Origin of the sequence: Pimelobacter simplex, assembly GCF_024662235.1 — a bacterium.
Lineage (GTDB): Bacteria > Actinomycetota > Actinomycetes > Propionibacteriales > Nocardioidaceae > Nocardioides.
This window is the reverse complement of sequence record NZ_CP096276.1, coordinates 1964752-1976866: the sequence shown is the minus strand read 5'-3', so window position 1 is coordinate 1976866 and position 12115 is coordinate 1964752. Positions and strand designations below refer to the sequence as shown.

Genomic DNA, 12115 nt, shown 5'->3' with positions numbered 1-12115 from the left:
CCCGGCCGAGGTGCCACTACGGTGACCGCGTGGCGAAACGATCCGTGGCCCTGGCGCGCGCCCTGCTGCTCGCCCTCGTGCTCCCGGTGCTGCCGGTGCTCGGCTCGACGGCGGCGCCGGTCGCCGCGGCGACCCCGACCACCGCGGTCGCCGCGGTCGCAGCGAAGCAGGCGCCGCGGTTCCGCTGCGAGATCGACGCCTACGGCCAGGCCCGCGACGGCAAGGTCACGCTGCGCCACGTCACCGGCAACCGGGTGACGGTCGCCAAGTCGACGAGCCGTCCGGTCTCCTGGCGTCCGGTCGCCTGGGGCCTGGTGATGCTCAACCAGTGGCCCGGGCACGAGGAGACCCACCAGGTCGTGGCCGCGACCGACGGCAAGGTCCGGCTGGTCCGCACGGAGTGGAACGCCCGCGGCAGCCTGAAGCTCCGGGTGCTCAAGGTGCTGGGCTCGGGCTACCCGAGCCGGCTGATCGCGTTCGACGACCGCTCGCTGTACTGGGTGGGCACCGACGGCTTCCTGCACCGCGCGACCTGGAACGGCCGCCGTCTCGTCCGGCCGACGATCCTCCCGGTGCCGATCAGCCAGGCGACCACGCTGACCGCCGCGATGACCGAGCGCGGCACCCGGGTCTACTACACCGACCGGGCCGGCGCGCTCCACGTCGTGCAGGACGAGGGCCCGGAGTCCACGGACACGGTGCTGCGGGCCTCCGGGTACGCCGCGGTGACCGCGCTGCGTTCCGGCACCTGCATCGACGACCGCTACACCGGGGCGACCGCGCCGGTCCCGCTGCTCGTCGTCGACCGCAGCACCGGCGTGGCCCGGGTCCAGCGCGTGCTCCGGCCGGATGCGCGCACGGGCGGCACGCTCGCCGCGCCGACCCGGGTCCGGCCCGGCGGCTGGACCTGGCCGCGGCTCGGCTGAGCCCGCGACACGAGGCGTACCCACAGCCTGTTCTCAGCCACGGCCCGTAGCCTGAGCCCCATGACTTCCTCCCTGAGCAGGAGACGTGCCCTGAGCGGAGCGGCCACGCTGGGGGTGGGCGTCCCGCTGCTCGCCGCCTGCGGCGGTGGCGACGACGGCGCGGCCAAGGACCCCGCGACCACGCCGGCGACCGACCCGCCGAGCACGGCGTCCTCGCCGACGGCCACCGCGACCGCCTCCGGTACGCCGAGCAGCGGTGGCGGCTCCGGCGGCGGCCTCGTGGCCGCGGGCGACGTACCGGTCGGTGGCGGAGTGGTCGTCAAGGACCAGGAGCTCGTCGTCACCCAGCCCGAGGCGGGCCAGTACAAGGCGTTCTCGGCGATCTGCACCCACCAGGGGTGCCTGGTCAGCGGCGTGACCGACGGCCGGATCCAGTGCCCGTGCCACGGCAGCTCGTTCTCGATCTCCGACGGCTCGCCCCAGGGTGGTCCGGCGCAGAGCCCGCTCTCCGAGGTCGCCGTGACGGTGGCCGGCGACGAGGTCACGCGTGCCTGAGCTGCGCGTCCAGCGGCGGATCGTCTTCTCCGGCCTCGGGGCCCTCGGCGTGGCCGTGGCGCTCGCCGGGTGCGCGGGCGGGGACAGCGGCAGCAGCGGCAAGCCCAAGGTCGCGACCGGCGACGAGCTGACCACCACCGACCAGGTGCCGGTGGGCGGGGGCGTCGTGCTCACCGACCAGAAGGTCGTCGTCACCCAGCCGACCGCCGGCAAGTTCGAGGCGTTCACCGCGGTGTGCACGCACCAGGGCCTGACCGTGACCACGGTGGCCGACGGCCGGATCCAGTGTGCGCACCACGGGTCGTCGTACTCGATCTCGACGGGGGACGTCGAGGGCGGACCGGCACCGTCGGCGCTGGCCAAGGTCGAGATCACGGTCGACGGTCAGAAGATCCTCGCGGCCTGAGCGCTGCGACCAGGGCGGCGCCCGCCGCGGTACGCAGGTCGAACGCGTCGAAGTGGTGCGCGCCGGCCAGCACCTCGACCCGGACGCCGGGCGCCGGGGGATCCGTGAGCGCCGTCGACTGGCTCACCGGTACGGTCGCGTCCCGGTCGCCGTGCAGCACCGTCACGCCGCCGCCGGGCCGGTCCGCGGCGCCCGCGCGCAGCCGGGGCAGGGGGTCGGCGACGGCGTAGTGGGCGGGGACCTCGGCGGGCGTCCCGCCCATCCAGTCGACGACCGCACCGTCCCCGAGGCGGTCCTCCGCGGCCCGGCGCAGGTCGACGACGGGCGCGAGCGCGACCACCGGGACCGGTCCGAGGTCGGCCGCGCAGGCCCGCCAGAGCGCCAGCGTCCCGCCCGCGGAGTGACCCGCCCAGGCGATCACGTCCCCGGCGGCGCCCGCGGCGCGGTCGAGGGCGCGCAGGTCGTCGAGCGTCGCCTCCGGGTCGCCGGGGACGCGGCGGTACTCCGCCAGCCACACCTGGTGTCCGGTCGCCGCCGCGAGGTCTGCAGCCAGGCCGCGGGCGTGGGTCCGGTCGATCGAGGGCCGGAAGTAGCCGCCGTGCAGCAGCACGACGATCGCCGGGCCCGACCCGTGCACCTCGGCGATCTGGTCGGGGTGCCCGGGATGGTCGGAGTGGTCGCCGTAGCGGACGACCCGGGCCCCGCTGCGCGCCTCGGCAGCAGCGGCGTCGATCGCGGTCCAGGCGGCGTCCTCGGCGGTCACCGCACCAGCATGCCGGTCGGCGCCGTCGCGGTCTCCTTCCAGCGCAGGTCGCGCATCGCGGGCCGGCGGTCGAGCCGGGCGTCGAGCACCTCGCGGGCGTCGTCGTACCGGCCGGCGCGGAGCAGGGCGGCGATCCGGGCCTCCTCGACGATCTCGCGCTGGGCGTCGGAGCCGCCGAGGCGCCACACCTGCGGGCTCAGCGCGGCGAGCCGGTCGGCCGCCAGTGAGCTGCTGCCGGCGGCGAGCAGGTCGAGCGCCCGGGCCAGGGGAGCGACGACCTCGCGGTGGGTCGGGCTGGTGTGTCCCGCGCTCCACTCGGCGAGCCGGCGCAGGCCGGTGCGGTCGTCGGTCGCGAGCAGGACGACGGCCGCGTGCAACGCGAGGAACGCCGTCGCGGGCTGCTCCAGGACCGAGCGGCCGGTGACGGCGGCGACCTCGTCGAGCGACGGCACGTCGTACGCGTCCGGGGTGATCGCCCAGCGGAACAGCAGGGCCCCGGTGTCCACGAGGGCGCGGCAGCCGACCGCGTGCTGGGGCCGGAGTTGGTTCTCGTAGCGCGTCCGGACCGCGCCGAGGTCACCGATCGAGAGCTCGTGGAGCGCCGCGTGCCACGAGAAGTGCGTGAGGCTGTCGGTGGCGGCGCCGTCGCCGAGGATCCAGCCGTCCATCCAGGCCAGGCCGGCCGCGTGGTCGCCGGTCTCGTAGTGCGCGTGGGCGCGCGCGTGCGCCGCGTGCCCGCCGGCCGGGTCGAGGGAGAGCGAGTGGCACGAGAGGTCCATCGCCTCGTCGAAGCGGCGCTGCTCCTGGCGCACGAACGCGAGGATGCCGGCGATCCACGGGTCGTCGCCGTACGCCGGCGCGGCACCCTCGACGATCCGCCAGGCCTGCTCCGGAACGTCGGTGACGCCCGCGAAGGCGATGGTCGGCATCGCGACCGACAGCAGCAGCGCGTCCCGCGGGTACGCCGCCAGGTGGGTGATCAGGGGAGCGGGGTCGCCCTGGAGGTGCCGGTCGATCGCGTGGACGTGGCTGCGCTCGCGCTCGGTCGCGCGGCCGGCGTGGAGCCGGGCGTCGGCCAGGCGGGCGGCGACGTCGACCTCGACGCACATCTCGTGGCCCAGCAGGGCCAGGGCCGCGTGGCCGAGGGCGAACGTCGGGTCGAGGGCGATCGCGGTGGCGATCCGGCCGGCCGCTCCCGAGCGGAGCCGCAACAGGTCGCGCACACCGTCGACATAGGCCTCGGCGGCCAGGGGGCCGGTGGTGAGGTCGTATCCGTAGGCGTCGCGACATCGGGTGCGTGCAGACATAAGTCAAGTAAACCACCAGACAAAGTCTTTTAAAGACATGTCGGTGGATCTCCGTAGGGTTGACGGCGTGTCACCTGCTCTGAGCTACCGGCCGGCGCCCGGCTCGATCCCGACCCAGCCCGGGGTCTACCGGTTCCGCGACCGCACCCAGCGGGTGATCTACGTCGGCAAGGCCAAGAACCTGCGGGCCCGGCTGTCGTCGTACTTCCAGCCGATCGGCAACCTGCACCCGCGCACCGCGACGATGGTGACCACCGCGACGTCGGTCGAGTGGACGGTCGTCGGTACCGAGGTCGAGGCGCTCCAGCTCGAGTACTCCTGGATCAAGGAGTACGACCCGCGGTTCAACGTGAAGTACCGCGACGACAAGTCCTACCCCTGGCTCGCGGTGACCGTCTCCGACGAGTTCCCGCGGGTGATGGTGGGGCGCGGGGCCAAGCGCCGCGGGACGCGCTACTTCGGGCCTTACAGCCACGCGTGGGCGATCCGCGAGACGGTCGACATCCTGCTCCGGGTGTTCCCGATGCGCTCGTGCAGCAACGGCGTCTTCAAGCGGTCCAGCCAGATCGGCCGGCCCTGCCTGCTCGGCTACATCGACAAGTGCGCGGCGCCCTGCGTCGGCAACGTCTCGCCCGAGGACCACCGCGCGATCGTCGACGACTTCTGCGAGTTCATGGCGGGCCGCACGCGGCCGTTCATGAAGCGCATCGAGCAGCAGATGTACGCCGCCTCCGACGACCTCGACTTCGAGAAGGCCGCGCGCCTGCGCGACGACCTCGGCGCGATGAACAAGGCGCTCGAGAAGCAGGCCGTCGTCTTCGGCGACGGCTCCGACGCCGACGTCATCGCCCTGGCCGAGGACCCGCTCGAGGTCGCGGTCCAGGTGTTCTACGTGCGCGGCGGGCGGATCCGCGGTCAGCGCGGCTGGGTCGCCGACCGCACCGACGAGGGCGACACCTCGGCGCTGGTCGAGGACTTCCTGCTCCAGCTCTACGCCGGGGTCGCCCAGGAGGACGCGCGCGACGCCGTACCGCGCGAGATCCTGGTGCCCGAGCTGCCGCCGGAGCACGCGACGTTCGAGCGCCTGCTCTCCGACCTGCGCGGGGCCAAGGTCGAGATCCGGGTGCCCCAGCGCGGGGACAAGAAGACGCTCCAGGAGACCGTCGCCCGCAACGCCGTCGAGTCCCTCGCCCTCCACAAGACCAAGCGGGCCAGCGACCTGACCACCCGCAACCGCGCGCTCGCCGAGATCGCCGAGGCGCTCGAGCTCGACGAGGCGCCGCTGCGCATCGAGTGCTACGACGTCTCCCACATCCAGGGCACCGAGATCGTCGCCTCGATGGTGGTCTTCGAGGACGGGCTGGCGCGCAAGGGCGAGTACCGCCGCTTCGTGATCAAGGACCAGGACGGCTCCGACGACGTCAAGGCGATGCACGAGGTGATCACCCGGCGGTTCCGCCGGCTCCTCGACGAGCAGGCGCGCTCCGAGCTGCGCCCGGGCGACCCCTCGGCCGGCACGGGTCCGATGCTGGTCGACCCGGACACCGGACGCCCGCGCAAGTTCGCCTACGCGCCCGGACTCGTCGTCGTCGACGGTGGCGCGCCCCAGGTCGCGGCCGCGCAGCGCGCGCTCGACGAGCTCGGCATCGACGACATCCCGATCTGCGGCCTGGCCAAGCGGCTCGAGGAGGTCTGGGTGCCCGGCGAGGAGGACCCGGTCATCCTGCCGCGGACCTCCGAGGGGCTCTACCTGCTCCAGCGCGTGCGCGACGAGGCCCACCGGTTCGCGATCACCCACCACCGCAACCGGCGCTCGAAGTCGATGGTCGAGAGCATGCTCGACGGGGTGCCCGGGCTCGGCGAGGTACGCCGCAAGACCCTGCTGCGCCACTTCGGCTCGCTGCGCAAGCTGCGCCTGGCGTCGCTCGAGGAGATCGCCGCCGTCCCCGGGGTCGGACCGCGCACCGCCGCCGCGATCAAGGACGCCATCGCGACCGAGGACGCGACGCGATCCACGTCGTCCACGGGTCCTGCACCACAATGACCCCATGAGCGAGAGCACCCCCGGCCAGCTCGTGGTCGTCACCGGCATGACCGGCGCCGGCCGCAGCACGGCCGCCAAGGAGCTGGAGGACCTCGGCTTCTACGTCGTCGACAACCTGCCGCCGAGCCTGCTGCCCGACGTCGTCCGGCTGGTCGACGAGAGCCATGGCCCGGCCCAGTCGGTCGCCGTCGTGGTCGACGTCCGGTCCGGATCGTTCTTCCAGGGCCTGCGCAGCGCGCTGGCCCACGGCGTCGCCGGGCGCGACACCAGCCTGGTCTTCCTCGACGCCATCGACGAGGTGCTCGTGCGCCGCCAGGAGGCGGCCCGCCGCCCCCACCCCCTCCAGGCCGGCGGCCGGCTGCTCGACGGACTCGAGCGCGAGCGTGTCGTCCTCGCCGACCTGCGCTCCGAGGCCGACCTCGTCATCGACACCTCGAACCTCAACGTGCACCAGCTCACCGACCGGATCGCCGACGCCTTCGGCACCATCCAGACCACCCGGCTGCGCGTCTCGGTCATCAGCTTCGGGTTCAAGTACGGCATCCCCGTCGACGCCGACTACGTCGCCGACATGCGCTTCCTGCCCAACCCCCACTGGGTGCCCGAGCTGCGTCCCCGCACCGGGCAGGACCCGGAGGTCGCGGCGTACGTCCTGGGCCGGCCGGGCGCCGAGGACTTCGTCGACGCCTACGTGCCGCTGCTGACCGGGGTGGCCGAGGGCTACATCCGCGAGGGCAAGCGGTTCATGCGCGTGGCCATCGGCTGCACCGGCGGCAAACACCGCAGCGTCGCGATGAGCGAGGAGATCGCCCGCCGGCTCGGCGAGCAGGGCCACGTCGCCCGCGCGATCCACCGCGACCTGGGCCGGGAGTGATCGACCGGATGAGCTCGGACTTCCTCGGGAGCGACCAGCGCGCCCAGGCCGTCGTCGCGCTCGGCGGCGGGCACGGCCTGCACGCCTCGCTGAGCGCGCTGCGCCACCTCGTCGACGACCTGACCGTCGACGAGCTGACCGCCGTCGTCACCGTCGCCGACAACGGCGGCTCCTCGGGCCGGCTGCGCGGCGAGTTCGGCGTCCTGCCGCCCGGCGACCTCCGGATGGCGCTCGCCGCCCTCTGCGGCGACGACGAGTGGGGCGACACCTGGGCCCGCGTGCTGCAGCACCGGTTCGAGGGGGACGGCGAGATGCGTGGCCACGTCGTCGGCAACCTCCTCATCGTGGGGCTCTGGGAGCTCCTCGGCGACCACGTCGACGCGCTCGACTGGGTCGGCCACCTGCTCGGCGCCAAGGGCCGCGTCCTGCCCATGGCCACCGAGCCCATGGACATCACCGCGTCCGTCCGCGGACTCGACCCCGCCGACCCCGACGGCCTGACCTCGGTGCACGGCCAGGTCGAGGTCGCCACCACCGACGGCGTCATCGCCGCGATCGCGCTGGACCCCGCCGACCCCGGCGTCAGTCCCGCCGTCATCGACGCCATCGCCGCGGCGGACTGGGCCGTCCTCGGCCCCGGCTCCTGGTTCACCAGCGTCCTGCCGCACCTGCTCGTCCCGCGGCTGCGCTCGGCGCTGGTCGCCACGGACGCCCGGCTCATCGTCGTGCTCAACCTCGAGGAGCAGGCTGGCGAGACCCCCGGCTTCGGGCCGGCCGACCACCTCGCGGTGCTCTCGGAGCACGCGCCCGACCTCGCCATCCACACCGTTCTCGCGGACCGGCGCTCGCTGTCCGACGTACCGGCCGCGGAGCTCGCCGAGCTCGAGGAGACCGTCGCCGCCCTCGGCGCCCGGCTCGTCGTCGACGACATCGCCGCCGAGGACGGAACCCCGCGCCACGACCCGGTCCGGCTCGCCGAGGCCTACGCGCGGATCTTCGCGGCGGGCTGAGCGCGGAGCCTCCGGCGCGCCCCGGTGTGGCGCGGGTCGCTCGCCCGCGGGCCGTCGTACCGCCTGGGCGGCGAGGGTGGTTGACCCGCGTGGAAAGATCGCTCCCATGGCGATGACGGCACAGGTCAAGGCGGAGCTGGCCAGCACCCCGGTCACGAAGGTCTGCTGCCGCAAGGCCGAGGTGGCCTCGATGCTGCGCTTCGCCGGCGGGCTCCACATCGTGGGCGGCCGGATCGTCGTCGAGGCCGAGCTCGACACCGGCGCCGCCGCGCGCCGGCTGCGCAAGGACATCTCCGAGATCTACGGCCAGGGCTCCGAGGTCGTCATGGTCCAGGGCAACGGCCTGCGCAAGGGCAGCCGCTACATCGTCCGGGTGGTCAAGGACGGCGAGGCGCTCGCCCGCCAGACCGGACTGCTCGACCAGCGTGGCCGCCCGGTCCGTGGGCTCCCGCCCGCCGTCGTCTCCGGCGGCGCGTGCGACGCGGTCGCCGCCTGGCGGGGCGCCTTCCTCGCCCACGGATCGCTCACCGAGCCGGGCCGGTCGTCATCCCTCGAGGTCACCTGCCCCGGCTCCGAGGCCGCCCTCGCCCTGGTCGGCGTCTCGCGCCGCCTCGGCATCCAGGCCAAGGCCCGCGAGGTCCGCGGCGTCGATCGCGTCGTGATCCGCGACGGCGACGCCATCGGCCAGCTGCTCGCCCGCCTCGGCGCCCACGAGACGCTCATGGCCTGGGAGGAGCGGCGGATGCGGCGCGAGGTCCGCGCCACCGCCAACCGCCTCGCCAACTTCGACGACGCCAACCTGCGCCGCTCCGCGCGCGCCGCGGTCACCGCCGGCGCCCGGGTGCACCGGGCGATGGAGATCCTCGGCGAGGAGGTCCCCGACCACCTCAAGATGGCCGGCGAGCTGCGCCTGGAGCACAAGCAGGCCTCGCTCGAGGAGCTCGGTCAGCTGCACGACCCGGTCCTCACCAAGGACGCCATCGCCGGCCGGATCCGCCGCCTGCTCGCCATGGCCGACAAGCGCGCCGAGGACCTCGGCATCCCGGACACCGAGGCGTCGCTCACCCCGGAGATGCTCGCCGGCGACGCCTGAGCGCGGCGATCGGTCCCGGCGCTGAACCTGCCGCGGACGCACACCTGGGGGATAGGGTCGGCAACACCGGCAACGTCCCGCTCTCCCAGGAGGATCGCAGTGACTGTTCGTGTAGGAATCAATGGATTCGGCCGGATCGGCCGCAACTTCTTCCGCGCCGTCCGAGCCGGCGGGGCCGACATCGAGATCGTCGGCGTCAACGACCTCACGGACAACGCGACGCTGGCCCACCTGCTGAAGTACGACTCGATCCTCGGCCCCCTCGACGCCACCGTCGAGGCGACGGACGATGCGATCGTCGTCGGCGGCACCGAGATCAAGGCCTTCGCCGAGCGCGACCCCGCTGCCCTCGGCTGGGGCGACCTGGGCGTCGACGTCGTCGTCGAGTCCACCGGCTTCTTCACCGACGCCACCAAGGCCCGCGCCCACGTCGACGGCGGCGGCGCCAAGAAGGTCATCATCTCGGCGCCCGCCTCCAACGAGGACATCACCATCGTGATGGGCGTCAACCACGAGCTCTACGACCCGGCCCGGCACACCGTCATCTCCAACGCCTCGTGCACCACCAACTGCCTGGCGCCGATGGCCAAGGCGCTCAACGACGGCCTCGGGATCGTCTCGGGCCTGATGACCACCGTGCACGCCTACACCGCGGACCAGAACCTGCAGGACAACATCCACAAGGACCTGCGCCGCGCCCGCGCCGCCGCCCTCAACATCGTGCCCACCTCGACCGGCGCTGCCAAGGCGATCGGCCTGGTGCTGCCCGAGCTCAAGGGCAAGCTCGACGGCTACGCCCTGCGCGTCCCGACCCCCACCGGATCGCTCACCGACCTCTCGTTCGCGGCGCCGCGCGAGACCTCGGTCGACGAGGTCAACGAGATCGTCAAGGCCGCCGCCGACGGCCGCTACCTCGTCTACTCGACCGACCCGATCGTCTCCTCCGACATCGTGACCAACCCCGCGTCGTGCATCTTCGACGCGCCACTGACCAAGGTCATCGGCAACCATGTCAAGGTGGCCGGCTGGTACGACAACGAGTGGGGATACTCCAACCGGCTCGCGGACCTCATCACGCACGTCGGCGCCTGAGACGCATCGTCTAGGCTCTGACGCTTGTGACAGCAATCAACGGGCTCGACGAGTCGTTCCTCCAGGGTGTCGCGGGCAAGCGCGTGCTCGTCCGGTCGGACCTGAACGTCCCCCTCGACGGGTCGACCATCACCGACGACGGGCGGATCCGGGCCAGCGTCCCGACCATCCAGGCGCTCGCCGGCGCGGGCGCCCGCGTGGTCGTCGCCGCCCACCTCGGCCGCCCGAAGGGCGAGCCGGACCCGGCCTACTCGCTCGCTCCCGTCGCCGCCCGCCTCGGCGAGCTGCTCGGTGGGCGGGTCGCGTTCGCTACCGACACCGTCGGAGCCTCCGCCCAGGAGACCGTCGCCGCCCTCGCTGACGGTGAGGTCGCGCTGCTCGAGAACGTCCGCTTCAACGCCGGCGAGACCAGCAAGGACGACGCCGAGCGCGGCGCCTTCGCCGACCAGCTCGCCGCCCTCGCCGACGTCTTCGTCTCCGACGGCTTCGGGGTCGTGCACCGCAAGCAGGCCAGCGTCTACGACGTCGCCGAGCGCCTGCCGCACGCGATGGGCGGCCTCGTCGCCGCCGAGATCGACGTGCTGCGCCGGCTCACCGGCGACCCGGCCCGGCCCTATGTCGTCGTCCTCGGCGGCTCCAAGGTCTCGGACAAGCTCGGCGTCATCGACAACCTGCTCGGCAAGGCCGACAAGCTGCTCATCGGCGGCGGCATGGTCTTCACCTTCCTCAAGGCCGACGGCCTGGAGGTCGGCAAGAGCCTGCTCGAGGAGGACCAGCTCGACACGGTCCGCGCCTACCAGGCCCGCGCCAAGGAGCTCGGCGTCGAGATCGTGCTGCCCACCGACGTCGTCGTGGCCGACAGCTTCGGCGACGAGGCCTCGGCGCGCGTGGTCGCCGCCACCGCGATCCCGGCCGACGCGCTCGGCCTGGACATCGGTCCCGAGTCCGGCGTCGCCTTCGCGGCCGCCCTCGCGGACGCCAGGACCGTCTTCTGGAACGGTCCGATGGGCGTCTTCGAGCAGGCCGCCTTCGCCGAGGGGACCCGCGCGGTCGCCGCGGCGCTCACCGAGGTGGACGGACTCTCCGTCGTCGGCGGCGGCGACTCCGCGGCCGCCGTACGGACCCTCGGATTCGACGAGGCCGCCTTCGGTCACATCTCGACCGGCGGCGGCGCGAGCCTCGAGTACCTCGAGGGCAAGGAACTCCCCGGCATCACGGTTCTGGAGGACTGAATGGCCAGCACGACGCGCACGCCCCTGATGGCGGGCAACTGGAAGATGAACCTCAACCACGCCGAGGCCGTGGTGCTCGTGCAGAAGCTCGCCTGGACGCTGTCGGACAAGCGCCACGACTACGGCAAGGTCGAGGTCGCGGTCATCCCGCCGTTCACCGACATCCGGTCGGTGCAGACGCTGATCGACGGCGACCGGCTCTCGATCCGCTACGGCGCGCAGGACGTCTCCGCGCACGCGGCGGGTGCCTACACCGGCGAGATCTCGGCGGCGATGCTCGCCAAGCTCGGCTGCTCCTACATCGTGGTCGGCCACTCCGAGCGGCGCCAGTACCACGACGAGACCGACGCGGTCGTCAACGCCAAGGCGAAGGCGGCGCTGGGGGAGAAGATCACCCCGATCGTCTGTGTCGGCGAGGGGCTCGACGTACGCCAGGCGGGCGAGCACGTCGCGTACACGAACGCCCAAGTCGAGGGCTCCCTCGCGGGGCTGTCGAAGAAGCAGGTCGCCGGGCTGGTCATCGCCTACGAGCCGGTCTGGGCGATCGGCACCGGTGAGGTGGCGACCCCGGACGACGCGCAGGAGGTCTGTGCGGCCATCCGGGGCAAGGTGCGCGAGCTGTTCGGCGACGAGGCGGCGGACGCCGTACGGATCCTCTACGGCGGCTCGGTGAAGGCCGCGAACGTCGCCGGCATCATGGCCAAGACCGACGTCGACGGCGCCCTCGTGGGCGGCGCGAGCCTCGAGGCGGACGAGTTCGGGGGAATCTGCCGCTTCTACGACATGCCGGTGCTGTCCTAGTACCGGACCTGA

12 protein-coding genes are annotated in these 12115 nt (G+C 73.3%); 10 read left to right on the top strand and 2 right to left on the bottom strand.

Annotated elements, in window-relative coordinates; translation table 11 throughout:
- Positions 1–29 precede the first annotated feature (29 nt).
- The 3 genes from M0M48_RS09565 to M0M48_RS09555 all read left to right on the top strand — a co-directional run bounded on the left by M0M48_RS09565 (position 30) and on the right by M0M48_RS09555 (position 1887).
- On the top strand, positions 30–926 hold the full coding sequence (locus M0M48_RS09565; RefSeq protein WP_257750941.1) for a hypothetical protein: 897 nt from the start codon (positions 30–32) through the stop codon (positions 924–926).
- Between the two features lie 114 nt (positions 927–1040).
- Complete coding sequence (locus M0M48_RS09560; RefSeq protein WP_257750940.1) at positions 1041–1481, top strand: Rieske (2Fe-2S) protein; 441 nt, start codon at positions 1041–1043, stop codon at positions 1479–1481.
- Positions 1474–1887, top strand: coding sequence for a Rieske (2Fe-2S) protein (locus M0M48_RS09555; RefSeq protein ID WP_215815822.1), 414 nt, complete (start codon positions 1474–1476; stop codon positions 1885–1887). Before M0M48_RS09560 ends, M0M48_RS09555 begins: the two co-directional genes overlap by 8 nt.
- Here M0M48_RS09555 and M0M48_RS09550 read toward each other — a convergent pair.
- On the bottom strand, positions 1853–2650 hold the full coding sequence (locus M0M48_RS09550; protein WP_257750939.1) for an alpha/beta hydrolase fold domain-containing protein: 798 nt from the start codon (positions 2648–2650) through the stop codon (positions 1853–1855). The two genes, M0M48_RS09555 and M0M48_RS09550, sit on opposite strands and share 35 nt — an antisense overlap.
- Complete coding sequence (locus M0M48_RS09545; protein ID WP_257750938.1) at positions 2647–3957, bottom strand: pyridine nucleotide-disulfide oxidoreductase; 1311 nt, start codon at positions 3955–3957, stop codon at positions 2647–2649. The genes M0M48_RS09550 and M0M48_RS09545 overlap by 4 nt, the downstream gene beginning before the upstream one ends.
- A 37-nt stretch (positions 3958–3994) precedes the next feature.
- Between M0M48_RS09545 and uvrC the strand changes: the two genes are divergently transcribed.
- From uvrC to tpiA, 7 genes are all read left to right on the top strand, one after another.
- Positions 3995–6001 (top strand): excinuclease ABC subunit UvrC, encoded by a 2007-nt coding sequence (gene uvrC / locus M0M48_RS09540; protein WP_374584388.1) that lies wholly within the window; start codon positions 3995–3997, stop codon positions 5999–6001.
- A gap of 4 nt (positions 6002–6005) precedes the next feature.
- Entirely contained in the window at positions 6006–6875 is an 870-nt protein-coding gene (gene rapZ, locus M0M48_RS09535) for an RNase adapter RapZ (RefSeq protein ID WP_257750936.1), read from the top strand.
- A gap of 8 nt (positions 6876–6883) precedes the next feature.
- Entirely contained in the window at positions 6884–7885 is a 1002-nt protein-coding gene (locus M0M48_RS09530; RefSeq protein ID WP_257750935.1) for a gluconeogenesis factor YvcK family protein, read from the top strand.
- 106 nt (positions 7886–7991) lie between these two features.
- Positions 7992–8978, top strand: coding sequence for a DNA-binding protein WhiA (gene whiA / locus M0M48_RS09525; RefSeq protein WP_215815828.1), 987 nt, complete (start codon positions 7992–7994; stop codon positions 8976–8978).
- 99 nt (positions 8979–9077) lie between these two features.
- Positions 9078–10070, top strand: coding sequence for a type I glyceraldehyde-3-phosphate dehydrogenase (gap, locus tag M0M48_RS09520; protein WP_257750934.1), 993 nt, complete (start codon positions 9078–9080; stop codon positions 10068–10070).
- 26 nt (positions 10071–10096) lie between these two features.
- Entirely contained in the window at positions 10097–11302 is a 1206-nt protein-coding gene (locus M0M48_RS09515) for a phosphoglycerate kinase (RefSeq protein WP_374584382.1), read from the top strand.
- Positions 11303–12103, top strand: a complete 801-nt coding sequence (gene tpiA / locus M0M48_RS09510; protein WP_257750933.1) for a triose-phosphate isomerase — start codon at positions 11303–11305, stop codon at positions 12101–12103.
- The last annotated feature ends 12 nt before the right edge of the window (positions 12104–12115 follow it).